This window comes from Phenylobacterium glaciei (assembly GCF_016772415.1).
GTDB classification, from domain to species: Bacteria; Pseudomonadota; Alphaproteobacteria; order Caulobacterales; family Caulobacteraceae; genus Phenylobacterium; species Phenylobacterium glaciei.
Window position 1 is genome coordinate 3,304,997 of the sequence record NZ_JAGSGD010000001.1, and the last position, 24,962, is coordinate 3,329,958.

Annotated in this window: 20 protein-coding genes and 1 tRNA gene; 13 read left to right on the forward strand and 8 right to left on the reverse strand. The window is 68.4% G+C overall.

The features are described 5' to 3' along the window. Positions 1 to 113: 113 nt before the first annotated feature. From JKL49_RS16260 to JKL49_RS16275, 4 genes are all read left to right on the forward strand, one after another. Positions 114 to 2,861, forward strand: a complete 2,748-nt coding sequence (locus JKL49_RS16260) for a TonB-dependent receptor (RefSeq protein ID WP_215341700.1) — start codon at positions 114 to 116, stop codon at positions 2,859 to 2,861. Positions 2,862 to 3,282: 421 nt separating this feature from the next. Next, positions 3,283 to 5,802 carry a TonB-dependent receptor gene (locus tag JKL49_RS16265; RefSeq protein ID WP_215341701.1) on the forward strand — a complete coding sequence of 840 codons (2,520 nt, stop codon included), beginning with the start codon at positions 3,283 to 3,285 and terminating at the stop codon, positions 5,800 to 5,802. A gap of 200 nt (positions 5,803 to 6,002) precedes the next feature. Then, positions 6,003 to 7,118 (forward strand): response regulator, encoded by a 1,116-nt coding sequence (locus JKL49_RS16270; protein ID WP_215341703.1) that lies wholly within the window; start codon positions 6,003 to 6,005, stop codon positions 7,116 to 7,118. Positions 7,119 to 7,219: 101 nt separating this feature from the next. Then, positions 7,220 to 7,801, forward strand: coding sequence for a hypothetical protein (locus tag JKL49_RS16275; protein ID WP_215341705.1), 582 nt, complete (start codon positions 7,220 to 7,222; stop codon positions 7,799 to 7,801). Positions 7,802 to 7,804: 3 nt separating this feature from the next. Here the strand turns inward: JKL49_RS16275 and JKL49_RS16280 are convergent, their stop codons facing one another. The 3 genes from JKL49_RS16280 to JKL49_RS16290 are packed head-to-tail and all read right to left on the reverse strand — an operon-like array spanning position 7,805 to position 9,977. Continuing rightward, positions 7,805 to 8,923 carry an HlyD family secretion protein gene (locus JKL49_RS16280; RefSeq protein ID WP_215341707.1) on the reverse strand — a complete coding sequence of 373 codons (1,119 nt, stop codon included), beginning with the start codon at positions 8,921 to 8,923 and terminating at the stop codon, positions 7,805 to 7,807. Further along, complete coding sequence (locus JKL49_RS16285; RefSeq protein WP_347340399.1) at positions 8,920 to 9,372, reverse strand: PaaI family thioesterase; 453 nt, start codon at positions 9,370 to 9,372, stop codon at positions 8,920 to 8,922. Before JKL49_RS16285 ends, JKL49_RS16280 begins: the two co-directional genes overlap by 4 nt. Continuing rightward, the gene (locus tag JKL49_RS16290) at positions 9,369 to 9,977 is read right to left on the reverse strand and encodes a TetR/AcrR family transcriptional regulator (protein ID WP_215341709.1); all 609 of its coding nucleotides are present in this window, start codon (positions 9,975 to 9,977) and stop codon (positions 9,369 to 9,371) included. The genes JKL49_RS16285 and JKL49_RS16290 overlap by 4 nt, the downstream gene beginning before the upstream one ends. Before the next feature lie 64 nt (positions 9,978 to 10,041). Here JKL49_RS16290 and JKL49_RS16295 point away from each other — a divergent pair, with 64 nt between their 5' ends. The 4 genes from JKL49_RS16295 to JKL49_RS16310 all read left to right on the forward strand — a co-directional run bounded on the left by JKL49_RS16295 (position 10,042) and on the right by JKL49_RS16310 (position 14,473). Continuing rightward, positions 10,042 to 11,610, forward strand: coding sequence for a DHA2 family efflux MFS transporter permease subunit (locus JKL49_RS16295; RefSeq protein ID WP_215341710.1), 1,569 nt, complete (start codon positions 10,042 to 10,044; stop codon positions 11,608 to 11,610). Between the two features lie 51 nt (positions 11,611 to 11,661). Next, positions 11,662 to 12,285 (forward strand): class I SAM-dependent methyltransferase, encoded by a 624-nt coding sequence (locus JKL49_RS16300; protein ID WP_215341712.1) that lies wholly within the window; start codon positions 11,662 to 11,664, stop codon positions 12,283 to 12,285. An 89-nt stretch (positions 12,286 to 12,374) separates the two neighbouring features. Next, complete coding sequence (locus JKL49_RS16305) at positions 12,375 to 13,961, forward strand: matrixin family metalloprotease (protein ID WP_215341713.1); 1,587 nt, start codon at positions 12,375 to 12,377, stop codon at positions 13,959 to 13,961. Beyond that, positions 13,961 to 14,473: a GNAT family N-acetyltransferase gene (locus JKL49_RS16310; RefSeq protein ID WP_215341715.1), complete on the forward strand. Its 513-nt coding sequence runs from the start codon at positions 13,961 to 13,963 to the stop codon at positions 14,471 to 14,473. Before JKL49_RS16305 ends, JKL49_RS16310 begins: the two co-directional genes overlap by 1 nt. Here the strand turns inward: JKL49_RS16310 and JKL49_RS16315 are convergent. From JKL49_RS16315 to JKL49_RS16325, 3 genes are all read right to left on the reverse strand, one after another. After that, a complete protein-coding gene (locus JKL49_RS16315) occupies positions 14,440 to 14,940 on the reverse strand; it encodes a hypothetical protein (RefSeq protein ID WP_215341717.1) in 501 nt (166 codons plus the stop codon). The genes JKL49_RS16310 and JKL49_RS16315 overlap by 34 nt on opposite strands. 76 nt (positions 14,941 to 15,016) lie before the next feature. Further along, positions 15,017 to 15,463: an RICIN domain-containing protein gene (locus JKL49_RS16320; RefSeq protein ID WP_215341719.1), complete on the reverse strand. Its 447-nt coding sequence runs from the start codon at positions 15,461 to 15,463 to the stop codon at positions 15,017 to 15,019. 129 nt (positions 15,464 to 15,592) lie between these two features. Then, positions 15,593 to 15,669 (reverse strand) — tRNA-Met (locus tag JKL49_RS16325). Between the two features lie 96 nt (positions 15,670 to 15,765). Between JKL49_RS16325 and JKL49_RS16330 the strand changes: the two genes are divergently transcribed. The 3 genes from JKL49_RS16330 to JKL49_RS16340 are packed head-to-tail and all read left to right on the forward strand — an operon-like array spanning position 15,766 to position 19,717. Further along, positions 15,766 to 16,791 carry a glycosyltransferase gene (locus JKL49_RS16330; RefSeq protein WP_215341721.1) on the forward strand — a complete coding sequence of 342 codons (1,026 nt, stop codon included), beginning with the start codon at positions 15,766 to 15,768 and terminating at the stop codon, positions 16,789 to 16,791. After that, positions 16,791 to 18,479 carry an asparagine synthase (glutamine-hydrolyzing) gene (gene asnB / locus JKL49_RS16335; RefSeq protein WP_215341723.1) on the forward strand — a complete coding sequence of 563 codons (1,689 nt, stop codon included), beginning with the start codon at positions 16,791 to 16,793 and terminating at the stop codon, positions 18,477 to 18,479. The genes JKL49_RS16330 and asnB overlap by 1 nt, the downstream gene beginning before the upstream one ends. A gap of 23 nt (positions 18,480 to 18,502) precedes the next feature. Further along, a complete protein-coding gene (locus tag JKL49_RS16340; protein ID WP_215341725.1) occupies positions 18,503 to 19,717 on the forward strand; it encodes a PQQ-dependent sugar dehydrogenase in 1,215 nt (404 codons plus the stop codon). A 165-nt stretch (positions 19,718 to 19,882) separates the two neighbouring features. On the opposite strand, the gene JKL49_RS16345 is transcribed toward JKL49_RS16340, so the two are convergent. Together JKL49_RS16345 and JKL49_RS16350 are read right to left on the reverse strand one after the other, a co-directional pair. Continuing rightward, on the reverse strand, positions 19,883 to 20,887 hold the full coding sequence (locus JKL49_RS16345; RefSeq protein ID WP_215341727.1) for an LLM class flavin-dependent oxidoreductase: 1,005 nt from the start codon (positions 20,885 to 20,887) through the stop codon (positions 19,883 to 19,885). 31 nt (positions 20,888 to 20,918) lie between these two features. Further along, positions 20,919 to 22,031, reverse strand: a complete 1,113-nt coding sequence (locus JKL49_RS16350; protein WP_215341729.1) for an NAD(P)/FAD-dependent oxidoreductase — start codon at positions 22,029 to 22,031, stop codon at positions 20,919 to 20,921. A 175-nt stretch (positions 22,032 to 22,206) separates the two neighbouring features. Here JKL49_RS16350 and JKL49_RS16355 point away from each other — a divergent pair, with 175 nt between their 5' ends. Then, complete coding sequence (locus tag JKL49_RS16355; protein ID WP_215341731.1) at positions 22,207 to 23,562, forward strand: APC family permease; 1,356 nt, start codon at positions 22,207 to 22,209, stop codon at positions 23,560 to 23,562. Between the two features lie 37 nt (positions 23,563 to 23,599). Then, positions 23,600 to 24,871 carry a tetratricopeptide repeat protein gene (locus JKL49_RS16360; RefSeq protein WP_215341732.1) on the forward strand — a complete coding sequence of 424 codons (1,272 nt, stop codon included), beginning with the start codon at positions 23,600 to 23,602 and terminating at the stop codon, positions 24,869 to 24,871. The last annotated feature ends 91 nt before the right edge of the window (positions 24,872 to 24,962 follow it).

Below are 24,962 nucleotides of genomic sequence, written 5' to 3' on the forward strand. Positions count from 1 at the left end.
GACCGTAACGTTCGCTGGGACAGCCGCCGCGTGTTCCAGACCAGATCTTTGCGTGGCGAATGCTGACAGACCGGACCGGCGTAGAAAGTCCGGCTGTCATGGGAGGAAATTGAATGTCCAAAACTCTGCACCTGCGGAGCCTGCTGGTTGTCGGCGCGAGCGCCGCGGCCCTGACCGCGATGAGCTCGCCCGCCTTCGCCCAAGCGGGGGCCACTACGACCATCGAAGAGCTGGTTGTCACTGCTGAAAAGCGCGAACAAAGCCTCCAAGACGTTCCCGTCGCCATTTCGGCCTTCACCAGCAAGCAGCGCGACCTGGTGGGGATCAACACCGTCCAGGACCTGACGAACTTCACGCCTGGGTTCGTCTACTCCTCGGTGAATGACCGCGCGAGCATGCGCGGCGTCGGCCGCCTGACCAACATTCACTCCGTCGACGGCGCCATCGCCATCTATATCGACGGCCTCTTCTCGACCTCCACCGTGTTCGCCGGCGCGCCGCCGCTGATGGTGGACCGGGTTGAAGTGCTGCGGGGCCCACAGGGCACCCTGTACGGCCGCAACTCCATCGGCGGCACGGTGAACATCATCTCCCGGCGCCCCACCGAGGAAGCCTACGCCGAGGTCCGCGCCGTCGTGGAAAACTACGGCGTGACCAACTTCCAGGGCGCGATGTCCGGACCGATCACCGACCACCTCCAGTATCGCCTGTCGGGCTACAAGCTCGATCAGACCAAGGGCTACTACGAGAACGTCAACGCCAACATGCCGACCGAAGGCTCGGTCCGCGACGAGTACGCCTTGGAGGCTCAGCTTCAGGGGCAACTGGGCGAGAACGCCGAGTTCTGGGTCAAGTACGGCACCCTGCATTGGGACAACCGCGGCGGCCCCGGCGCGCGCTCGGGCTATCTTGCGGACCCCTATGAGACCGGTCGCCAGGATCCGAACTTCTCAGTCATCTACAACCCGGTCCACGGCTACAGCCCGGAAACCGGCGTCAACGGCATCGTCCCCGGCAGCCTGCAACAGTTCAACGGCGGCACGACCAAGATCAACCCGGCGATCGCCGACTCTCACAAGATCAACACCAACACGCCGATCTTCGTGGGCCTGACAGATGTCCATCTGCTGACGACGACCTTCGCCTATCATGCGCCGACCTTCGACGTGAAGTACATCGGCGGCATCCAGAACTACGCCTACAACACCACCGGCGACCTGGATAACTCCAACGTCAAATCCTATCAGATCCCCCTGCAGCCTGGGTCGATCTGCGGCACCGTTGGCCTGCTGTTCAGCCTCGGCGCGTCTACCGTCAACTGCGGTCCTCTGACCGTGGATGCGACGGCGACCTATCACTACTTCGAAAAGCCGAAGTATTTCAGCAACGAGATCAACATCTCTTCGACCACAGACTCTCCGCTGCAGTGGATCCTTGGTCTCTACCAGTTCGAGGAGAGCTACACGGCGACCAACACGCTGAACGGCTTCAGCAGCCAGCCCCAGATGAAGACTCCGATCCTGGGCGCGGCGCCGAACCCGACCGGCGCCTTCAGCATCTCGGAGTACGACCTCACCACCAAGAGCAAGGCTATCTTCGGTCAGCTCGACTGGAAGGCCACCGACACCCTGAAGTTCACCGCGGGCCTCCGGTTCACCAAGGATGAGAAGGAAGGCGTCGAGAACCGGCGCGTGGTCTGCTTCTCCGACGTCTGCTTCCCGGGCCTCTATCCGGCCCTGGGCCTCAGCGGCTTTGGTCCCGGCACCGCGGCCAACTACGGCAGCCTGCTGGGCAACCTCAACGCCCTGCCCGCCGTCGGCGCGGCCTTGGGTCTGGGCGGCGCCCTGAACGGTCTCGCCGGTCTGGGCAACGGCGCCTTCGACCTGACCACCGCGCTGGCTCCGACCACCACGGCGGCCGGCGCCAAGGGGGTCACCGACCCCGTCAAGTGCGTCGGGGCGGTCTGCACCCAGTACACCATCGCCAGCAACGGCAACATGGTGCGGCACCTGGGCGGAAAGTCCGACGCGGTGACCGGGACCCTGGGCGCCCAGTGGGAGCCTGACACCGACACCATGGCCTATGCCCGCTACAGCCGCGGCTATAAGGCCTTTGGTCTGTCGGCCGGTGGCGGTCTGGTAGCGCCCTACGCTGACCCTGAGTTCGTCGACTCGATCGAGGTCGGGCTGAAGAAGAACTTCGCGACCCTGCAGATCAACGCTGCGATCTACCACTACAAGTACACCGACCTGCAGGCCCCGGTGACCGTGCGGGTGGGCGCGACCAACGTGACCCAGTTCATCAACGTTCCGGAATCGCGCTCGCAAGGGGTCGAACTGGACGCGATCTGGGCGCCGACCCAAGCGCTGCGGCTGATCGGCTCCTACTCGTTCAACGACACCGCGATCACCCAGAGCGGTCTCTATGTTGACGTGAACGACAACATCAACACGGGCGCCGTCAGCGTTAAGGGGAATGACTTGCCGCAAGCCCCGCGCAACAAGTTCGCGGTGAACGCCAGCTACTCCTTCTTCTTCGAGCCTGGCACCCTGACGCTGGGGGCGACCTATGTGTGGCGCGACAAGGCCTATGCCAACATCTTCTCGCGCTCCTACAACCAGTCTCCGCAGTGGGATCAGATCGATCTCCGCGCCAACTGGAACTCGCAGGACGGCCGATACGCGATCATCGGCTACGTGAAGAATGTCGCCGACACCGAAGGCTACGACGCCGCAGTCGCCGCCTCGAACCGGAACCGCAATCCGGCCATCGCCAGCGACAACTTCTCCAACGGCGCTCTCAACCTCGGCCTGACGCCGCCGCGGACCTACGGCGTCGAGCTGCAGTACAAGTTCTTCTAAGACCTGGATTCAGGACACACCTCCCACTTGGAGGCGCCTTTCAGGGCGGCGGGGAAACCCGCCGCCCTTTTTCTTGGCCGCCGGGCGGAATCGCTCAGGCTAAGGCGTCATTCGCGCCAATTTCGAGGCACGGTATGACGGGCTGAAATCCGCAATCGCCAGAATGCTCAAGCTTTCACGGGAATTAACAACCCCACCAAAGAACGTGGGTCACTTTTGTACATCCGGTTTGAAACTGCGGTACTTCGGCCACAACGTCACGAAAGCGTGGCCGAAACCGGCCCCCTCTCGGCGCCGCACATTGACGCCGCCGGGCCCGCGACCGAGACATCGCGCGCTTCGGCGCCTCCCCGCGCCCTGGCTTCATCAGATTCGTACATGCAGGCGGACGCGGGCGAAGCCCCGCCGCCCGGGAGGATACATGTCTTCAGTCAACCGTTTCCGGCTGCGCACCATTCTGGCCGTCGGGGTTTCGTCCCTGACGCTGGCGGCAATCGCCGCCCCCGCCTTCGCCCAGAGCGCCGCCCCCGCCGCGCCCGCCGCCGCTGACGATTTCACCATCGACGAACTGGTGATCACCGCAGAGAAGCGCGAGCAGGCCCTGCAGGACGTGCCGGTGGCCGTCTCGGCCTACACCTCCACCCAGCGCGACGTCATCGGGATGAACAACATCCAGGACTTCGTGAACTTCACGCCGGGCATGAACTATTCCGGCACCGACCGGGTGTCGCTGCGCGGCGCCGGCCGCAACACCTTCTATGTCGGCAATGACCCGGGCGTGGCCGCCTACACCGACGGCTTCTATTCCGCCTCGTCGTCGGAGCTGTTCAAGTCGCCGCTGTTCGTCGAGCGCACCGAAATCCTGCGCGGTCCGCAGGGCACCCTCTATGGCCGCAACGCCATGGGCGGCGCGATCAACACCATCTCCAAGCGCCCGGCCGACGCGTTCGGCGGCGAAGTGCGCCTGATGGTCGGCAACTACGACCACACCAAGCTGGAAGGTCTGGTCTCCATCCCGGTGGCCGAGCACCTGCGCTTCAGCATCGGCGGCAGCAATGACGTCCAGCGCGAAGGCTTCATCAAGAACATCGGCACCGCCAATGACGGCGGCACCATCAAGCGCACCTATTTCGAAATCCAGGCCGAAGCCGAGCTGGGCGACAACACCAAGGCCTGGCTGCGCTATTCCCGCACCGGCTGGGACGACACCACCGGCGTCGGCGACCGTCTCGCCAACCTGGTGACCCCGTACGACACCACCCGCGTGTTCCAGCCGATCGGCGGCCTGCTGCCCAACCCGGCCTATGGCTACGGCGTGGCCAACCCCGGCGTCACCGATCCCTACAAGCAGAACACCAACCGCGACGGCTACGGCCACCTGCGCGGCAACCATGTGCTCACCGCCCAGGTCACCTATGACCTGGGGTGGGCCGACCTGAAGTACATCGGCGGCTTCCAGCAGTACAACTATCAGACCGGCGGCGACTATGACGGCACCAGCCGCACCGCGGCCATCGCCATCCCCGGCATGGTGGTTCCTTACTTCCCCGACCAGACCACCGACTTCAACGAGCACAAGCGCTACTTCTCCAACGAGCTGAACCTCACCTCCAACAGTGACGGCCCGCTCTCCTGGATCCTCGGCCTCTACCAGTACCACGAGGAATATAAGCAGCGGATCCAACTGGGCTCGCCGCAACAGACCCAGCTCTCCCAGCCTCTGACCCTGCTGGGCACGCTGGCCGCGCCGAACCCGCTGCGTAACTTCGCCGACCAACAGGCCGTACTGGAGTCCAAGGCCTGGGCCGTGTTCGGCCAGTCGACCTACAAGTTCAACGACGCCTGGGCGATCACCGGCGGCCTGCGCTACACGGTCGACGACAAGGACGGCTTTGAAAGCCAGCGCCTGATCATCCAGTCGCCCTCCATCGCCGGCGGCGCCGCGGCCTTCGACGTCTCCAGCGACATGAACCCGACCCTGCCCGGGGTTCAGAACTTCCGCAGCATGTCCGACAGCTGGAGCGCCGTCACCGGCACCCTGAACCTGGACTGGACCCCGGACACCGACACCCTCGGCTACGCCAAGTACAGCCGCGGCTACAAGTCGGGCGGCTTCCTGCTGGGCACGCTCGCCCCGCAGCCGAAGGCCGACCAGGAGTCCGTCAACGCCTACGAAATCGGCCTGAAGAAGACCATTGGTGGTCGCCTGATCATCAACTCCTCGGTCTTCTACAACGACTTCAAGGACCTGCAGCTCAACCTGTCGCAGCTCAACGCGACCGGCACGGCGGCGGCCTCGAACTTCGTGAACGTCGACGCCACGGCCTGGGGCGTCGAGCTGGAAGCCCAATGGCGTCCGATCGAACCCCTGCAGATGATCGCCTCCTACGGCTATCTCAACACCGAGATCACCAAGGGCTGCTGCTTCTATGACCCGGCGGACCCGTCGGCCCTGCTCCCGGGCGCCAAGCCCAAGGGCGGCACGGCCACGACCAATGGCGTCCTGCTGGTCTTCCAGGATCTGAAGGGCAGCCAGCTCTTCCAGTCGCCGGAGAACAAGTTCGCGTTCAACGCCAACTACACCTTCGACTTCACCCCGGGCTCGCTGATCCTGTCGGGCACCTACACCTGGACCGACTCCACCATCTACCAGCCCTTCAACGACCCGGCGTTCGAGGTTCCGGCCTACGGCACCGGCGACCTGCGGGCGATCTGGAAGGACGCCGACAACAAGTACACGCTCATCGCCTCGGTGAAGAACGTGACCGACGAAGAAGGCTTCACCTCGACGGGCTCCACCAACCCGACGGCGGTGTTCGGCGACCCGAACCCGGGCCTGGTGGTCGGCGGCAAGCCCTACCTGCGCCAGACCGGCGTGGCGATCACGCGCGGCCTGATCCAGCCCCGCACCTACGGCCTGGAACTGCAGTACCGCTTCTAAGATCCCCGGCGCCTCGGCGCGGGGTTTCTGCAACAATATCAAGGGCGGCGGAGCAATCCGCCGCCCTTTTTATGCGCGGGAGTCAGAAATTCCAGGCGCCTGCGACCCATGGCGGCGCTCACAACCCTCAGTTTGGGAATTTAACGTCTCTGCAAGCGCTTAGGCGCATTCTGGGCATAGTTCCCCCCCGCCGGTCGTACATGTCCCTGCCAGACTTCTTCTTCGAACGGGTCACCAGTGAAATCCATCAGCAGATGGAGGGGGTGCTGGCGCTTGCCGAACGCCTGGCGCGCCACCCCCTGGGGGCCGACGCCCAGGCCTGTGTCGCGGGTGTGACCGAGGCGGCTGCCTGCGTGCGCCAGATCCTGGCCTCCAGCGCCGACCTCAAGGACGCCGCCACCCACGGTATGGCCTTCGAGCCTGCCCCCAAGCGGCTACGGGACCTGGCCGACGAGATCGAGTCCCGCTGGGGCCAGAAGGCGGCCAAGTCCGGCGTCACCCTGCTGGTCTCCTATGACGGGGCGCCGGAGATGACGGCGCTGATCGATTCCAATCGGGTCATGCAGGCCTTCGACGGCTTCATCGCCCAGGCCCTGGCCGGCGTCCGCCACGGCGCGGTGGAGGCCACCCTGCGGGCCCACGCGGCCGGCGAGATGCTGCGGCTGGAAGGCCGCGTGCGCGGCGGCGGCGAGCGGATGGGCGACAAGTCCATGGATATCCAGGAGATCGAGGCCCTGTTCGGCCTGGAGACCGCCCTCTCCGTGGCGGTCGGCCGCCAGATCATCACCGCCTTGGGCGGCGAGGTCCGCACCGAGGCCAACGCCGGGGCCGGCGAGACCCTGGTCTTCGAATTCACCGCCCCCCACGCCGTGGAAAGCACCGGCGAGGAGGAGGAGGAGGACTTCAACGCTCCGCACCGCGCCGCCCACATCCTGGTGGTGGACGACAACGCCACCAACCGCATGGTCGCCGAGACCCTGTGCGAGATGTTCGACTGCACCTCGGAATCGGCCGTCGACGGCGTGGAGGCCCTGGAGGCCGCCCGCACCGGCCGCTTCGACCTGATCCTGATGGACATCAAGATGCCCCGTATGGACGGGGTGACCGCCACCCACGCCATCCGCGCCCTGCCCGGCGCCGCCGGCTTGGTGCCAATCATCGCGCTCACCGCCAACGCCGACCCGGAGGACGCCGTGGGCTACCTCGCCGCCGGCATGAACGGCGTGGTGGAAAAGCCCATGAAGCCCGAGAACCTGCTCCGCGCCCTGCAGGAAAACCTCGGCGGCGGCAGCGGCGAAGAGTCGGTCGCGGCCTAAGCTCCGCGCCGATCTCGCCACCCCGGCCGAGAATGGCCTAAGCTCCCTGCGCGGAGCGCAAGGGACGAGTCTGCTGTGAGGATACGGAGCACAGGCACGTGATGGAATCAGCGCCGTGGTCCGCGGCCTGGAGCGGCGAAGCATCGTTCACGGTTGGTCCGTCGACCGACTTTCCCGGCTTCCTCGAACTCAATCAGGCCCAGGCGCCCGGCAAGGGAGAGCCGCTGTTCGGAGCCATGAACGCGACACGTCTGCGCCGCGGCATGGTCGATCTGCTCTGCCACGTCTGCGGACGGCCAACCGTGCGCCAGGATCGCTATATCTTCCCGGTGGCGTCCGGCGGACTGGTGACCCTTTTGGACGGGTCGCAGCAATATGGCTGCAACGTGCCGCCGATGCATCGGGCCTGCGCGCTGCGGGCGTCCCACGCCTGTCCGCATCTGGGGAAGGTAAGCGAGGCGCCCCTGCGCTGCACCCGCGACGAGGGCCGGCTCATTCACCGCACCGACATCACGCCGGGGCTGGAGGGGGTCGTCCACCTGCTGCCCAAGGGGGTTGACGTGGTGTTGTCCTGCTATCGCCTGTACGGCGACGAATTCACCGCCAAGGTCCTGGCGGCGCGCGAGTCCTGGGAAAAGGTCACGATGGACCGCAGAGCCAGGCGGGTTCGCCCGCCGAGCTGAGTCCTACTCCTTCAACCGCACCGTCACCTTGGCCGAGAGGCCGGGGCGCAGCTTCTTGACGTCCGGCTGGCCGGGATCGAGCTTCAGGCGCACGGGGACCCGTTGGACGATCTTGGTGAAGTTGCCCGAGCCGGGCTCGAAAGGCAGCAGGGCGAATTCCGAGCCGGAGCCCGGCGCGAAACTGTCGACGTGGGCCTTGAACGTCACGCCGGGCAGGGCGTCGACGCGGAGGGTCGCCACCTGGCCGCGCAGCATGCGCTCGACCTGGGTCTCCTTGAAGTTGGCGGTGACATAGAGGGTGTCCATCGGCACCAGGGTCAGCAGCCGGGTGCCTGGCGCCACATAGTCCCCGGGGTTGGCCTGCCGGTCGCCGACGATGCCGGCGATGGGCGCGCGGATCACCGCGTGGTTAGCGTCCTGTTGAGCCAGGCTAAAGGCCGCGAGGGCCTTGGCGTGGGCGGCCTTGGCCGATTCCAGGGCGGCCAGGGCCTCGCCTCGGCGGCTGCCGGTGACGGTGGCCTGGCTGCGGCTGACGGCGTAGGCGGCGCGGCTGTGCTCGGCCACGGCGCTGGCGCTGACGGCGTCGGCGCGCACCCGTTCGGCGTCGCGGCGGGCCACCGTGCCGTTGTCCACCAGGGACTCGTAGCGCTTCCAGTCGGCCTGGGCGCGGGCCGATTGGGCGTCGGCGGCGCGGATGCCGGTCTGGGCCTCGGCGACGTTGGAGGCGGCCAGGGCCTCCTCGGCGCCGAGACGCGACAAGGCGCCCTGGGCCGAGGCCATGGCGGCCGACGTGATGGCCACATCGCCCTGGGCCGAGGCCAGGCGGGCGGCGTATTCCTCGGGGTCCAGCACGATCAGCGGCTGGCCGGCGACGACCGCCTGGTTGTCGGCCACCAGGACCTGGGCGATCAGGCCCTTCACCCGGGGCGCGACGACGGTGCGGTCGCTCTTCAGATAGGCGTTCTCGGTGGTCACCGTGGCCTTGGGCGCGCGCAGCCAGGTCACCCCGCCAATGGCGAGGACCACGGCGACCCCCAGCACGATCAGGGCCCGGGTCGGCGGCGTCTTGCGGACCTTCAGGGGCACGACCTTGGGGCCGTCTTCATAGGCCGCGGCGCTCATCGGTCGAACACCAGCAGGGTGCTGGTGGCCGTGGCGTAGAGCCGGCCGTTCAGGTCGGTGAGCTTGCCCTCGGCGAAGGCGGCCCGGCGGCCCATGTTGATCACCACGCCCTCGGCGCGGACCGGGCCGGTGTCCTTGGTCATGGCCCGGTGATAGGCGACCTTCAGCTCCAGGGTGGTGTAGCCCTGTCCGGCCTTCAGCTTGGAATGCACCGCGCAGCCCAGGCAGCTATCCAGCAGGGTCGCGGCGAATCCGCCGTGCACGGTGCCGATGGGGTTGTAGACCCCCTGGTGCGGGGTGGCCCCGAACACCACGCGGCCCTCTTCGGCCTCGAAGTGATCAAAGCCCATGGTGGCGCCCATGCCGACGGGGGCGGCGGTCTTGTCGACGAAGATCGCCTGCAGTTGTTCCAGTCCGCTGAGGGCGGCGAAGTCCTTGAGGTCACTCACTGGGATAGGCCTTGTTCCGGGGAGGAAGGGGTCAGGCCCATGCGGGCCTTGATGCGGCGGCGGCTCTCGGCCAGCAGCCGATCGGAAAGTTCGGGATCGGAGACGGCGCGCGACAGGGCCACCGCCCCGGCCATCTCGGCCAGCAGCGAGCCCGCCAGGCCCAGGCGCTCCTCGCCACCCGGCAGCCGGGTGGCGATGACCTCGATAAGACCGTGCACACCGGCGTCAAAGGCCTCGCGGGCAGGCAGGCCCTGGCGCGGGATATCCGACGACAGCAGGGCGATGGGGCAGCCGCGCTCGGGATGGTCTCGGTGGTCGGCCGAGACATAGAAGTCCACCAGCCCCGCCAGCAGAATCTGGGGATCGTCGTTCAGCGCCAGCTTGCCCAGACGCCAGCGGCTCTGGGCGAAGGCCGCCTCCACCGCCGCACCCACCAGGGCGTCCTTGGACTTGAAGTGGGCGTAGAAGCCGCCGTGGGTCAGGCCCACCTCACTCATGATCTCGGCCACGCTGACGCGGTCCGGGCCCAGCCGACGCATCGCGTTGGCCGCGGCCTTCACAACCCGGTCGCGGGTTTCGGCCTTGTGATCTTCGCTATAGCGCATGGCGTGCCTCCGCTTTATATGATGACCATAATATAATGGTGCGGATCTCCGCAAGAGCAATGGCATGAGTGACGCAAACCCCACCGCCGGCCTGTCGGAGCAGCGCAAGCTGCTGATCTTCGGGGTGATGGCGTTCGGCCAGTTCATGGCCCTGCTGGACATCCAGATCGTCGCCGGCTCCCTGGGTTCGATCCAGGCGGGGCTGTCGGCCGGACCCGACGAGATCGCCTGGGTGCAGACCGCCTATCTGATGGCCGAGATCGTCATGATCCCGCTGGCCGCCTTCCTGTCGCAGGCCATCTCGACGCGCTGGCTGTTCACGGCGTCAGCAGCCCTGTTCACGATCTCCAGCCTGATGTGTGGCCTGGCCTGGGATATCGATTCCATGATCGTCTTCCGGGCCATCCAGGGGTTCACTGGCGGGGCCATGGTGCCCACGGTGTTCGCCACAGGCTTCGCCATGTTCGACGGCCCCAAGCGGGCGATGATCCCGGCCATCCTGGGCATGGTCTCGACGCTCGCCCCGACACTGGGCCCCAGTGTCGGCGGCTGGGTCACCGACGTGGCCGACTGGCGCTGGATCTTCTTCATGAACGTGATCCCCGGCGTGGCCATCACCGCGATCCTGCCCCTCCTGGGCAAGGTGGACGATCCCGACCTCTCCATGCTGCGCAAGATCGACTGGCTGCATGTCGGCTCGCTGGCGGTGTTCCTGGGCGGCCTGCAGTACGTGCTCGAGGAAGGCCCCCGCCACGAGTGGTTCACCGACACCGGGGTGGCCTCTGCGGCCTGGATCTCCGTGGTGGGCGCGGTGGTGTTCTTCGAGCGAACCTTCTTCTCCACCATGCCGGTGATCAAGCTGACGCCGTTCAAGCGACCCACCTTCGCCATGGCCTGCGTACTGAACCTGGTGATCGGCTTCGGGCTCTATTCGGCCACCTACCTGACCCCGGTGTTCCTGGGACGGGTGCGCGGCTTCACCAGCATGCAGATCGGCGGCACGGTGTTCGTGGCCGGCCTGACCATGGCGGTGGCCGCCCCTATCGCCGCAAGGCTCTCCACGAAGGTCGACGGGCGCTATGTGATCGGGGTGGGGTTCTGCTTCTTTGCGCTCGGCCTGTGGATGTTCTCCAACATCACGTCGGACTGGGGCTTCTTCGAGCTGCTCGTCCCCCAGGCCGTGCGGGGCTTCGCGGTGCTGCTGTGCATCGTGCCGGCCGTCGGCATGGCCCTGAACGGGGTGGCGCCGTCCGAGCTGCGCTACGCCTCGGGCCTGTTCAACCTGATGCGCAACCTGGGCGGGGCCATCGGCATCGCGGTGGTCAACACCTGGATCGGCGACTTCGCCCGCACCCATACCCTGCGGATGAGCGAGTCCATGGCCGACAATCCCGAGCATGCCGGCGGCCTGATCTCGGGCCTCACCGCCTATGCCTCGCGGTTCACGCCGGACCCCGCCATCGCGCTCGGCCAGGCCCAGAGCCAGCTGGTGCGGATCGTCGGGCGCGAGGCCGCGACCCTGGCCTTCGCCGACGTCTTCCGGCTGATGGCCTGGATCTTCATCGCAGCCCTGGTGATCGTGCCCTTCTGCAAGCCCGCCCCCACCGACGGCCCGCCGGTCTCAGAACACTAGCCCCCGCGCGCGGCCTGGGAGATGGTGGCGAAAAGCTCGGGGGCCAAACGCATGTCATCCTTCTACGACCGCAACATTCTGCCGCGCCTGCTGACCTGCGCCTGTTCCTCGCCGCCGATGATGAAGCAGCGGACCAAGGTCGTGCCCCGCGCCACCGGCCGGGTCCTGGAGCTGGGGATCGGCATGGGGCTGAACCTGGCCTCCTACAATCCTGCCGCGGTGAAGGTGGTGGTGGGCGTCGATCCGTCGCCGGAACTGCGGGCCATGGCCCAGGCCGCGCCCAAGCCGCCCGGCCTCACGGTCGAGGTCGTGGACGGAACCGCCGAGGCCCTGCCCTTCGAGTCCGGCAGCTTCGACACCGTGGTCTGCACCTTCACCCTCTGCTCGGTGCACACACCGGCCGCGGCGCTGGCCGAGGCGCGGCGGGTCCTGAAGCCCGGCGGCAGCTTCCTGTTCTGCGAGCACGGCCTGGCCCCCGACCCCGACGTCGCCCGGTGGCAGCGGTTCTGGGATCCGCTCTGGAGCGCGATGGCCGGCGGCTGCCACATCATCCGGCCCGTGGCCTCCACCCTGCCCGCGGCCGGGCTGAAGATCGACTGGCTGGAGACCATGTACCTGCCCGGCACGCCGCGCATCGCCGGTTGGAACGAGTGGGGCTGCGCCCTCGCCGCCTGACGGGTTTGGGCTTGCAAACCCCCCGTCGGTTCGCGCTAGGGTAGAGGCTTCAGTGACGCGTACCGGCGTCGGCCTGTGGGGGGCGGAAGATGACGGCGCCGACAATCACGCAAATTACGGCGGCCCTGCTCGACGCGGATGGCAGCGGCTGGACGGGGGGAACCGTCACCTACAGTTTCCCGCGGGCCGGCAGCACCTGGCCTTCCTACACCGCCACGGACGAGCCGGCCAATGCGGCCTACTCGACCCCGACCGACGCCCAGGACGCCCGCTTCCGCCTGGCTTTGGACGCCTGGGACAAGATCACCGCGCTCACCTTCGTGGAGACCGATGACCTGGCCAATACCGGCCAGATTCGCATCGCCTTCACGAATGTCGAGGACTTCGCCCCGAAGTCGGCGGCCTACGCCTACTACCCGCCGACCCCGGGCTATTTGCCCTCGCCCTGGGAGGGGGACGTCTGGCTCGACGACTCCCTGAAGACCGAAGCCTTCGCCGACCGGAGCTTCGCTTACGCTACGATCCTGCACGAGCTCGGCCACAGCCTGGGCCTCAAACACCCCTTCGAGGAGGGCGCGACCCTCCCCACAGCCTATGACAACAACCGCTACAGCGTGATGTCCTACAAGCTCTATCAGGACGCCTATTATGTCACCGTCGAGCAGAAAGACGGCGGCTTTGTCCTGGTTGGCCGGGCGGTAGGACCGACCACCCCCATGGTCTTCGATATCGCTGCCGCCCAGGCGCGCTATGGCGCCGACCCCAATACGGCGGCGGGAAACACGACCTACACCTGGTCGCAGGCTACGCCGATCATGCAGGCGATATATGACGCCGGCGGCAATGACACCTTCGACCTGTCCAGCCATACACGCTCGTCAATCATCGACCTCACGCCCGGGGCCTATTCCTCAATCGCCTACTATTCCGCCCAGGCCCAGGCCGACTACTGGAACAGCCTCTACACCAGCGAAAACAATGGCATCACGACCTTTATCGTCGCCCCTGAAACCTACACCTGGTCCAACAACCTGGGCATCGCCTACGGCACGGTGATCGAGAACGTCCTGGGCGGCTCGGCCAGCGACACCATCCTGGGCAATGACGCCGGCAACTACCTGAACGGCGGGGCCGGGAACGACTTCCTGCGCGGCTTCCTGGGGGACGACAGCATCGTCGGCGGCGACGGCTTCGACGACACCCATGGCAACCAGGGCAATGACACGGTGCGCGGCGGCAATGGCCCCGACTGGGTGGTGGGCGGCCAGGGCAACGACCTGCTGTTTGGCGACGCCGGCGACGACCTGGTCTACGGCAACCTCGGGAACGACACCCAGGAGGGCGGCGACGGCGTCGACTGGGTGCGGGGCGGCCAGGGCGACGACAGCCTGTCGGGCGGCGCGGGCGATGACTGGATGTCCGGCGACCTGGGCGACGACACCCTCAGCGGCGGCTCGGGCGCCGACACCTTCCGCACCTGGGGCGGCACGGGAATCGACCGGGTCACAGACTTCAACCGCGCCCAGGGCGACCGCGTGCAGCTTGATATCGGGACCGTCGCCACCGCCAGCCAGGTGGGCGCCGACACGGTCATCGACATGGTGGGCGGCGGCAAGATGATCCTGGTGGGGGTGTCGATGGCCAGCCTGGACGGCGGCTGGATCTTCGCTGCCTGATGAGCGTCTTCGAAACCGAGCGGCTGATCCTGCGGCCGCGCGGCCCCGAGCACCTGGAGGCCTGCGTCGCCATCAACACCGACCCCGAGGTGATGCGCTATCTGGGACCGGTCTGGCCGGCGGCGCAGCAGCGGGCCCACCTGACCCGGCAGTTCACCCGCGCCTGGCCGCCCGGCCTCGGCTATTGGGCGATTTTCCGAAAGACCGCGCCCGGGGAGATGCTGGGTTGGGGGCTGCTCGTCCCTCTGGAGGGGACCGACGAAATCCAGCTCGGCTACCGCCTGAAGCGATCTGCCTGGGGCGATGGAATCGCCACCGAGGCCGGGCGGCGGCTGGTGGCGTACGGCCTGGAGACCGTGGGCCTGTCAGGCCTGGCGGCCTGGACCCATCCGCAGAACACCGGCTCGAAGGGCGTGCTCACCAAGCTCGGCTTCCTTCCGGATGGTCAGTACGAGGACGACGGCCAGCTGCAGGATCTTTACAGGCTGACGCCCGCCGCCCGGCAGCCCTGAGCAAAGCGCGCCAGCATGGCCGCCGGCGGGGCGTCATAGGGCCCGAACCGCGTGGCGCCGTAGGATCCCTGGATCACCCGGGCGGTCTGCAGCATCACCAGCAGGTCCTGGGTGATCGGTCCGGCCGCCTCGAGGCCCTCAGGCGTCGTCAGCGATTCGGGCGTCACGGCCAAGGCGAAGGGCGCGCCGTCGAAGCCCACTGACAGCCGGTCCTCGCTGGAGATCGGGATGATCTTCTCCACCGCCACCTGGAAGATCGCCGGGTCGCGGGCGCAGCTCAGGCGGATCGGCGGAGTCTGGGCGCTCGCCGTCTCCGGCGCGTAGCTCAGCGCCATCCCGGCCCCGGTCACGATGGTCGACCACCGCGACGGCGCGGCGGGCTGCGCCTGGGGACCCGCGGGCGCGGCGCGTCCACAGGCGGTCAGGGCGAGCAAGGCCAGGACGGAAAGCGAGGCTTGGAAGCGCATGTTCATGCCATAGCACAGCCGCGCCGCAGGGCGACGCCCTGCACCTCAGGCGAGACTGAGTTCGGCCATAGACGCCTCAGGCGTCCTCGAGCCGCCACCACTGGTTCGTGCCGCCATTCCAGGGGAAGGACAGCAGTCGGCGACCATCCTCCATGACCCCGTGGTCGATATCGATCACTCGGTCATGGTTGTAGTTGTTGATCGCCACCCAGGGGGAGGGATCCAGCCCGTCCATCTTGTGCTGGAGCACGATGTTCTCGCGGGCGTCGGGGCCCCTCCGCGTCAGCGCCAGCTGCATCGATCCCCAGTGGGCCAGGTACTTCCCGCTGGCCTCGTGGCGGAAGTAGAAAGCGCCGTCATCGTGCGCATCCTCCATCACGAAAATGGTGCCGGCGCGGTGGTTCTTGGGCCGCAGGACCGGCATCTGGCCGTCGTCGCGGGTGTAGTCGGTGGCGCCCACCACCATCTCCGTCGCTTGGCCGGAGGTTTCATAGGCGACGATGTGTACGCGTCGGTCGGTCATGACATTCTCCTGGAGATGCGGTTGCGAATTCCTCAACCCAGGATTACACGCCAAGCCAAGCTTCGCCACGAGAAAGAACGACGTTCGACGGCCGTTCGGGGCAGGCGTGTGGGGGGAAATATCCGCGGGTGGTAGCTGGAGGCGGGCTCGAACCGCCGACCTGTGGGTTATGAATCCACCGCTCTAACCAACTGAGCTACCCAGCCATGAGCCACCCGCGGAGGCGCGGGTTATAGGGTGGGATGTTCGCCGCTTCAAGCGGCTTGGGTGCGGCGCAAAGCCCGGTTAGAGTTGCGGCTCATATGAGCGTGCTCCACCTCCTTGGAACGGCTGGCGAAGGCGGCGCGGAGACGTACTTCGTCGACCTCGTGTCGGCGCTGGCCCGCGCGGGCGTCGGCCAGGCCGCCGCCATCCGTCCCAATGCGAATCGGCAGACGGCGCTCGCCGCCGCCGGGGTGCCAGTCGGGACCTTCCGGTTCGGCGGCCCGATCGATTTCCTCACCAAGCGCAAGGTGGCCGGCTTCGCGCGCAAACACGATGTGAAGCTGGCCCTGGCCTGGATGAACCGCGCCGCGCGGCACACGCCTGCGGGCCCCGTGCGGATCGGCCGGCTGGGGGGCTACTACAACCTCAAATACTATCGCGGCTTCGACGAGCTGGTGGCCAATACCGAGGACATCGCCGAGTGGATCGTCGGCCAGGGCTGGCCGGCGGGCAAGGTCCGCCACATCCCCAACTTCGCCGCCGCGCCCCCCGAGACGGCGCCGGCCGAACGGGCGGCCCTGAACACCCCGGCCGACGCGCCCCTGCTGCTCTCCATGGGCCGGCTGCACGACGCCAAGGCCCACGACGTCACCCTGCAGGCCCTGACCCAGATCCCCGACGCCGTCCTGTGGATCGCCGGCGTCGGCCCGCAGGAGGCCAAGCTGAAGGCTATGGCCGCGGCCCTGGGCGTCGCCGACCGGGTGCGCTTCCTCGGCTGGCGCACCGACGCCTCGGCGCTCTACCGGGCCGCCGATGTCTGCGTCTTCCCCTCGCGCTACGAGCCCCTGGGCAATGTGGTGATCCAGGCCTGGGCCCACGGCCTGCCGGTCGTGGCCGCAGCCTCCCAGGGCCCCGCCGCCCTGATCGCCGACGGCGAGGACGGTCTGCTGGTCCCCGTCGACGAGGCCGACGCTCTGGCCGAAGCCACACGCCGCCTGCTGGCCGACCCCATGCTGCGCATCCGTCTGGTGCAGAACGGCTCGGACCGGGTGGAGGCGGAGTTCTCCGAGGCCGCCGTCGTCGCCCAGTGGCGGTCGCTGTTTTCCGACTACGGAGCCGCCTGATGTGCGGCATCGCCGGCGTGCTGCACGGGACGGCGTCTGCTCGCCCCATGATCGAGACCCTGACCCATCGCGGCCCCAACGGCGTGCGAACCGAGCAGGTGCGGGGCGGCTCAGTGGCCCACGCCCGCCTGTCGATCATCGACCTGGAGGGCGGCTGGCAGCCCCTGCACGCGGCCGGCGGCACGGTGATCGGCAATGGCGAGATCTACAACTATCTCGAACTGACCGCGCAGTTCGGGCTGGCGGATCAGCTCTCCACCGGCTCGGATTTCGAGCCCCTGCTGCACCTCTACGCCCAGGAAGGGCCGGCCGCCTTCCAGCGGCTGCGGGGCATGTACGCCTTCTGCCTGATCGGCGGCGACGGCCGCACCTGGCTGGTGCGCGACCCCTTCGGCATCAAGCCGCTCTATGTGCTGGAGCAGGACGGCGCGGCCTATTTCGCCTCCGAACCCCGCGCCTTCGCCAGCCTGTTGGCGCCGGACCTCAGCGAGGACCACGCCCGCGAACTGCTGGCCTTCAACTACACCCTGACCGGCGACACCATCTTCAAGGGCCTGAAGCGCCTTGCCCCCGGCGAAATCGTCGAGGTCATCGACGGCAAGCTGCAAGCTCCGACCAAGCGCTCTTTCCTTTCTGCGCCGCCGGCCCGCAAGGCCGTCGAGGAGGTGGCGCTGATCGACCAGCTCGACGCCGTGCTGGAAGACAGCGTCCGGGTCCATCAGCGGTCGGATGTCCCCTACGGCCTGTTCCTCTCCGGGGGCGTCGACAGCGCCGCCATCGCAACCCTGATGTCGCGACTCAACGCGCGGCCGGTGACCGCCTTCACTTGCGGCTTCGACGCCCCCGGCGCCAGGGACGAGCGCGCCCAGGCTGAGCGGGTCGCGAAGGCCCTGAACCTCGACTGGCGCGAGACGCGGTTCGACGAGGCCGACTTCTGGCGGATTTTGCCGCAGGTCGCCTGTGCCCTGGACGACCCCACCGCCGACTACGCCACCCTGCCCACCTACAAGCTAGCCGAGGCCGCCAAGGGGACGCTCACCGTCGTGCTCACCGGCGAGGGCGGCGACGAGCTGTTCGGCGGCTATGGCCGCTATCGCAAGGCCCTGCGGCCGGCCTGGCTGGGGGGCCGCCCCGCCGAGCCCCGCCCCGACGACGCCGACGCCCTGGCCCGCTGGCGCGCCCAGGCCAAGCCCCCCGCCGGCCTCACGCGCCTGCAGCAGGCCCAGTGGGCCGACATCGCCACCTGGCTGCCGAACGATCTGCTGCTGAAGCTGGACCGCTGCCTGATGGCCCACGGGCTGGAGGGGCGCACGCCCTTCCTCGACCCCCGCGTCGCCGACTTCGCCTTCCCCCTGCCCGACCGGTTCAAGGTTCGGGGCCGCTATGGCAAGTGGCTGCTGCGCAAGTGGCTGGAGCGGGTCTGCCCCGCCGCCGATCCCTGGGCCCGCAAGCAGGGCTTCACCGTCCCCGTCGACGCCTGGATCGCGCCTCGCGCCGCCGACCTCGGCGAGGCGATCGGCAAGGTCGAGGCCGTACGTCGGCTGCGGACACCCGAAGCGGTGCGGTCTACCTTCGAAACGGGCGGCGCTGAGCGCTGGCCGCTGCTGTTCTACGCCGTCTGGTCGCTGATCCATCTGGAGGGCGCGGCCCCGGGCGACGCCCTGGCCCAGGTGGCCGGGACCATTTGATTATTGATTTCAAGGAGATCTACATGCGCCGCCTTCTCTTCACCGCCGCCGTCGCGGCCCTCGTCTCGGCCTGCGGGCCCTCCCAGGCCGCCCCGGTCGAGACCCGGGCGCCCAACGCCCCCAACCTGACCCCGGCCTTCCCCAACCAGACCCGCGCCCCGGAGACCAAGGCCGGCGTCGAGTTCGAGGTGAAGACCGTCGCCGAGGGCCTGGCCAACCCCTGGGCCATCGCCTTCCTGCCCGACGGGAAGATGCTGGTGACCGAGCGGCCGGGACGCCTGCGCATCGTCGGCGCCGATGGCGCCCTGAGCGAGCCGGTGACCGGTCTGCCCGCCGTCTACGCCAAGGGCCAGGGCGGCCTGCTGGGCCTGGCTATCGACCCGGCCTACGCCCAGAACGGCCTGATCTACTGGAGCTATGCCGAGAACCCCGAGGGCAAGATGACCAACACCGCCGTGGCCCGCGGCAAGCTGGTCATCGGCGCTGACGGCCAGGGCAAGGTCGAGAACGCCACGGTGATCTTCCACCAGGCCCCGTCCCTGGAATCCACCCTGCACTATGGCGGCCGGCTGGTCTTCGCGCCGGACGGCAAGCTGTTCATTACGCTCGGCGAACGCTCCATCCTGCCGGGCCGGGTCCAGGCAGAGCGGCTGGACGGTCTGCTGGGCAAGGTGGTGCGGCTCAATTCCGACGGCAGCGTCCCCAAGGACAATCCCTTCGTGAAGACGTCCGGCGCCCGGCCCGAGATCTGGTCCATCGGCCACCGCAACGTCCAGGGCGCGGCGCTCAACCCCGCCACCGGCAAGCTCTGGACCGTCGAGCACGGCGCCCGTGGCGGCGATGAGGTGAACATCCCCGTCGCCGGCAAGGACTATGGCTGGCCCACCATCACCTACGGCATCGAATACCAGGGCGGCCCCATCGGCGCCGGCATCTCGGCCAAGGACGGCCTGGAGCAGCCCGTCTATTACTGGGACCCGGTCATCGCGCCCTCGGGCATGGCCTTCTACAACGCAGCCCTGTTCCCCAAGTGGAAGGGCAGCCTGTTCATCGGCGGCCTGGCCAGCACCTCGGTCACCCGCCTGACGCTGGCCGGCGACAAGGTGGTGGGCGAGGAACGTCTGCTCGCCGACCTGAAGGAACGCATCCGCGACGTCGTCGTCGGCCCCGACGGCGCCCTCTACCTCGCCACCGACAGCGCCGAGGGCCGCATCCTGAAGCTGGTCCCGAAGTCCTAGTCTCCCCTTTGATCGTCATGGCCGGGCTTGTCCCGGCCACCCATGATCTCCGACGTTCAGCAAGCTGCCGTGGCCTGCGCCGCACGATCTGCGGACAGGCGGAGATCATGGGTCCCCGGGACAAGCCCGGGGATGACGGTTGTTATTGGGAGCGGTTGAGAGTGGCTAAGCCGCCACCTGTGCCAGCTCATCCCGCGCTTCCGCCGCAATCCGGAAGGAGCGCAGGCGGGCGGTGTGGTCGAAAATCTGTGAGGTGATCATCAGCTCGTCGGCGCCGGTCCGCGCCACGAACTCGGCCAGGCCCGCCCGCACGGTCTCCGGGGAGCCGATGATCGCCTGGGACAGGGCCGAGCTCAGCCCCGCCTGGGCCATGGGATCGAGGCGCTCGCCATAGCCTTCCACCGGCGGCGGCAAGGGTCCGGGCTGGCCGGTGCGCAGGTTGACGAAGGCCTGCTGCAGCGAGGTGAACAGGAACTGCGCCGCCTCGTCGGTGGGCGCGGCCACGATGTTCAGGCCCAGCATCACATGCGGCGCGTCGCTGTACGCCGACGGCCGGAACTGCGACCGATAGATCGCGATGGCCTGCATCATCTGGGCCGGCGCGAAGTGGCTGGCGAAGGCGAAGGGCAGGCCCAGAGCTCCGGCCAGCTGCGCCCCGAACAGGCTCGACCCCAGGATCCAGACGGGCACCCGGGTCCCCTCGCCGGGGACCGCCCGGATCGCCTGGTTGGGGGCGGCGGGCTCGAAATAGTGCAGCAGCTCCATGACATCCTGCGGGAACTGGTCGACGTCGCCGGTCAGGGTTCGGCGCAGGGCGCGTGCGGTCAGTTGGTCGGAACCCGGCGCGCGGCCGACGCCGAGATCGATGCGGCCGGGGTGCAGGGCCGCCAGGGTCCCGAACTGCTCGGCGATCACCAGGGGCGCGTGGTTGGGCAGCATGACACCGCCGGCGCCGACCCGGATGGTCTTGGTCCCCGCCGCCACGTGGGCGATCACCACCGAGGTCGCCGCGCTGGCCACGCCGCGCATATTGTGGTGCTCGGCCAGCCAGTAGCGGTTGTAGCCCAACGCCTCGGCGTGGCGGGCGAGATCGAGTGTATTGCGCAGCGACTGGCCGACGTCGCTCCCTTGCAGGATCGGCGAGAGATCGAGGACTGAAAGCGGGATCATGTGCCCCATATGGGAAGCTTGGAGCGCGGTGTTAGAGGCCCAGCCGCGAGACCACCTCTTCACCGATCGCCAGCGAGCTGGTGAGGCCCGGGCTTTCGATGCCGAACAGGGTGACGAGGTCGGCCAGGCCGTGCTTTTCCGGCCCGTCGATGCGGAAGTCCGGCTGCGGCTCGCCGGGACCATGCAGCTTGGGTCGGATTCCGGCGTAGTCGGGCGCCAACGCCCCGTCCGGCAGGCCCGGCCAGAACTTGCGGATATAGGCGTAGAACTCCACCGCGCGGGCCGGATCGACGCTGTAGTCCAGGGTGTCTACGAACTGGAGGTCGGGACCGAACACCGCCTGGCCCCCCAGGTCACGGCGATAGTGGGTGCCCAGCGCCCCTGGGATCGGCGGCGGATAGATCAGCCGCGCGAAGGGCGCCTTGCCGGTCAGCCGGAAATAGACCCCCTTGCCGTAGTGGCCCTCGGGGATTTCCGCCTTCGGGAAGCCATCGATTTCGTTGGCCACGGCCTGGGCTGACAGCCCCGGCGCGGTCACCAGCATGCGGCAGGTGAGCGTCGTCGGCTCCGTCCCGCCGGCCCGCACCGACCAGCCGCCGCCGGCGATCGGGCTCGCGCCCTCGAAGGGGGTGGAGGTCACCACCGCCCCGCCGCCGGCCTCGATCTCGCCCTGCAGGGCCAGCATATAGCCATGGCTGTCGAACACCCCGCTCTCCGGCGAGACCAGGGCGCCCTCGGATTTGAGCTCGGGTTCGAGGGCCAGGACTTGCGCCTTGGACATGTGGGCCATGCCCTCCACATCATTGGCCTGGGCCTGTTCCAGAATGCCATCCAGCCGCGCGACCTCGTCGAGCGTGGTGGCCACCACGAACTTGCCGCAGCGGTCATAGGCGACCTTGTGGCTGTCGCAGAAGGCGTAGAGGGCGCGCCGGCCCTGCACGCACAGCCGCGCCTTCAGGGAGCCGGTGGCATAGTAGAGGCCACCGTGGACCACCTCGGAATTGCGCGCCGAGACCCCCTCGCCGATGATCGGGCCGCTCTCCAGCACCGCCACCACCAGGCCGCGCTTGGTGAGCGCATATCCACAGGCCAGGCCCACAGCGCCCGCGCCCACCACCACCGCATCGAAATCGAAATCCGCCATGGATTTGTGGGTAGCCGATGAGGCGCGTCAGGCCAAGCGCAGCCCTGTCGCATTTATATGACTAGATCAACGCGACACGGTGGTTGACCCTGGCGAGGCATACGGCCTGACGGCCACGCCGTCGTCCATCCCCACCTTGCCCAACCCGCGCCGCCGCCCCAAGGTCGCCGGCTGAGTGGAGATCACGACCCTGACCGACGCCCCCGCCGATCCCCACGCCCCCACCGGCGAGCCGGAACTGCGCCGGACCATCGGTCTGGCCCAGATGGTTTTCTACGCCTCGGGCTCCATGCTGGGGGCCGGCATCTACGGCCTGGTGGGCAAGGCGGCGGGCGAGCTGGGGTCGGCGGTCTGGCTGGGCTTCCTGGTGGCGGCGGTGGCGGCCCTGCTGACGGGCCTGTCCTACGCGGCCCTCGGCTCGCGCTATCCCCGGGCGGCCGGGGCGGCCTTCATCACCCACCGGGCCTTCGACAACGGCCTGCTGACCCACGTCCTGGGCCTGGCGGTGGCCTGTTCGGGCCTCGGCTCCATCGCCGCCGGCTCCTGGGTGATCGGGGCCAACCTGCAGCGCGTCCCCTTCCTGTCGGGCGTGCCGGTGACGGTCCTGACCCTGGCCTATCTCGTGCTGATGGCCGGCATCGTCTATCGCGGCATCCGCGAGAGCATGTGGGCTAACGTGGCGTGCAGCATCGTCGAGGCCGGCGGCCTGGCTCTGATCATCTTCGTCGGCGCGAAATACTGGGGTTCGGTGGACCTGTTCCAGACCCCGGCCAATCCCAGCGGCGGCGGACTGCTGGCCGTACCGCCCCTGCTGCTGGTTCAGGGCGCGGTGCTGACCTTCTTCTCCTTCGCCGGCTTCGAGGACACGCTCAACGTCGGCGAGGAGGTGAAGAACCCCCGCCGCACCCTACCGCTGGGACTGGTCATCGGCATGCTGCTCGCCTGCGTCCTCTATGTCGGGGTCGCGATCACGGCGGTGTCGGTCATCCCCTGGCAGGACCTGGCCGAGGCCAGTGCGCCCCTGGCCGAGGTCATGGCCAAGGCCGCGCCCTGGTTCCCCGGCTGGGCCTTCGTGGTCATCACGGTGGTCGCGGTCGCCAACTCGGCCCTGATCAACTACGTCACCGCCTCGCGCCTGCTCTACGGCATGGCCCGCGACGGCCGCCTGCCCTCACGCCTTGCCCAGGTGCACCCCGACCGGCGGACCCCGCACATCGCCATCGCCTTGATCCTGGTGGTGCTGATGGCGCTGACCCTGTCGGGGAACAGCGCCGAGCTGGCGGCGGCCACCGTCCTGCTGCTGCTGTCGATCTTCGTGGTGGTGAACGCCGCCCTGGTGGTCCTGCGGCTGCGCAAGGACGAGCCCCGCGGCGGCTTCGAGGTGCCGCTGTTCGTCCCCATCGCCGGGGCCATTGTCTGCCTGGCCCTGCTGGTGGTCCGCATCACCTCGGGCGACTGGAAGTCCCCGCTGATCGCCGGGGTGCTGCTGGCGGTTTCGGCGGCGCTCTATCCCCTGGTCAGGCCGAAATAGCGCTATAGGCTCGGTCGCCCAGGGAAGGGACCATCGCATGCCTGAAACAGACGCCGCCGGCCTGACCCTCACCGGCGCCAGCCCGCAGGCGGCCGCCGACTATCGCCAGGCGGTCAGCCTCTATCACGGCCTCTATGGCGCGCCCCTGACCCTGCTGGAGCAGGCCATCGCCGACAGCCCCGGCTTCGTCATGGCCCATGTGCTGAAGGCCGACATGCTGTTGGTGGGAACCTCGCCGGAGGTGATCGCCATGGGCGGCGCCGCCGTCGACGCCGCCCGCGACCTGACCGGCACAGAGCGTGAGCGCGGCCACGTCGCCGCCGCCGTGCAGATGGCGGCCGGCCAATTCACCGCCGCCGGCCGCATCCTGGAGGACGTCTCCATCGCCCACCCGCTGGACGGGGTGGCGCTGCAGGCCGGCCAGCTGATGGACTTCATGCTCGGCGACAACCGCATGCTGCGCGACCGCATCGCGCGCGCCCTGCCGGCCTGGTCGCCGCAGATGCCCGACTATCACGCGGTCCTCGGCATGCACGCCTTCGGCCTGGAGGAAACCGGCTTCTACGCCCGCGCCGAGGCCGCCGGCCGCGAGGCCATCGACCTGCAGCCCCGCAACGCCTGGGCCCAGCACGCCGTCGCCCACGTCTTCGAGATGCAGGACCGCCGCGCCGACGGCGTCGCCTGGATGCGCACCGAGAACGCCGCCTGGCAGCACGACAGCCTGTTCGGCGTCCACAACTGGTGGCACCTGGCGCTCTTCCACCTGGGGCTGGGGGAGACCGACGAGGTGCTGGCCCTCTATGATGGTCCCATCGCCGGCGATGGCTCCGACATGGCCTTCGACCTGCTGGACGCCGCGGCCCTGCTCTGGCGGCTGAAGCTGGAGGGGGCGGCCACGCAGGACCGGTTCGCAAAGCTGGCCGACGCCTATGAGCGCAAGGCCGGCTACGGCCTCTCGGCCTTCGACGATGTCCACGCCATGATGGCCTTCGTCGGCGCCGGCCGCGAGGCCGCCGCGCGGGACCTGATGACCGCCCTGGAGGCCGCCGCCACGGGCCAGGGCGACAACGCCATCATGACCGCCGCCGTCGGCCTGCCGGTGGCCCGCGCCCTGCAGGCCTTCGGCCAGGGCCGCTTCACCCAGGCCAGCGACGACCTCCGCGCCGTCCGCAACCACGCCCACCGCTTCGGCGGCAGCCACGCCCAGCGCGACGTCATCGACCTGACCCTGATCGCCGCCGCGCGAGCCGCGGGCGAGACCAGCCTGGAACGAGCGCTGCTGGCCGAGCGCGCGGCGGCGCGGCCGTGACCAATCCCCAACCACCGTCATCCCCGGGCTTGTCCCGGGGACCCATGATCTCCGCCTCTCCTTAGAGCGCACGGGCTAAGCCAGGAAAGCT

Bases quoted from the DNA above. Each gene is read 5' to 3' on its own strand.
- JKL49_RS16260 (WP_215341700.1), top strand. From the start codon at position 114: ATGTCCAAAACTCTGCACCTGCGGAGCCTGCTGGTTGTCGGCGCGAGC.
- JKL49_RS16265 (WP_215341701.1), top strand. From the start codon at position 3,283: ATGTCTTCAGTCAACCGTTTCCGGCTGCGCACCATTCTGGCCGTCGGG.
- JKL49_RS16270 (WP_215341703.1), top strand. From the start codon at position 6,003: ATGTCCCTGCCAGACTTCTTCTTCGAACGGGTCACCAGTGAAATCCAT.
- JKL49_RS16275 (WP_215341705.1), top strand. From the start codon at position 7,220: ATGGAATCAGCGCCGTGGTCCGCGGCCTGGAGCGGCGAAGCATCGTTC.
- JKL49_RS16280 (WP_215341707.1), bottom strand. From the start codon at position 8,923: ATGAGCGCCGCGGCCTATGAAGACGGCCCCAAGGTCGTGCCCCTGAAG.
- JKL49_RS16290 (WP_215341709.1), bottom strand. From the start codon at position 9,977: ATGCGCTATAGCGAAGATCACAAGGCCGAAACCCGCGACCGGGTTGTG.
- JKL49_RS16295 (WP_215341710.1), top strand. From the start codon at position 10,042: ATGAGTGACGCAAACCCCACCGCCGGCCTGTCGGAGCAGCGCAAGCTG.
- JKL49_RS16300 (WP_215341712.1), top strand. From the start codon at position 11,662: ATGTCATCCTTCTACGACCGCAACATTCTGCCGCGCCTGCTGACCTGC.
- JKL49_RS16305 (WP_215341713.1), top strand. From the start codon at position 12,375: ATGACGGCGCCGACAATCACGCAAATTACGGCGGCCCTGCTCGACGCG.
- JKL49_RS16310 (WP_215341715.1), top strand. From the start codon at position 13,961: ATGAGCGTCTTCGAAACCGAGCGGCTGATCCTGCGGCCGCGCGGCCCC.
- JKL49_RS16315 (WP_215341717.1), bottom strand. From the start codon at position 14,940: ATGCGCTTCCAAGCCTCGCTTTCCGTCCTGGCCTTGCTCGCCCTGACC.
- JKL49_RS16320 (WP_215341719.1), bottom strand. From the start codon at position 15,463: ATGACCGACCGACGCGTACACATCGTCGCCTATGAAACCTCCGGCCAA.
- JKL49_RS16330 (WP_215341721.1), top strand. From the start codon at position 15,766: ATGAGCGTGCTCCACCTCCTTGGAACGGCTGGCGAAGGCGGCGCGGAG.
- asnB (WP_215341723.1), top strand. From the start codon at position 16,791: ATGTGCGGCATCGCCGGCGTGCTGCACGGGACGGCGTCTGCTCGCCCC.
- JKL49_RS16340 (WP_215341725.1), top strand. From the start codon at position 18,503: ATGCGCCGCCTTCTCTTCACCGCCGCCGTCGCGGCCCTCGTCTCGGCC.
- JKL49_RS16345 (WP_215341727.1), bottom strand. From the start codon at position 20,887: ATGATCCCGCTTTCAGTCCTCGATCTCTCGCCGATCCTGCAAGGGAGC.
- JKL49_RS16350 (WP_215341729.1), bottom strand. From the start codon at position 22,031: ATGGCGGATTTCGATTTCGATGCGGTGGTGGTGGGCGCGGGCGCTGTG.
- JKL49_RS16360 (WP_215341732.1), top strand. From the start codon at position 23,600: ATGCCTGAAACAGACGCCGCCGGCCTGACCCTCACCGGCGCCAGCCCG.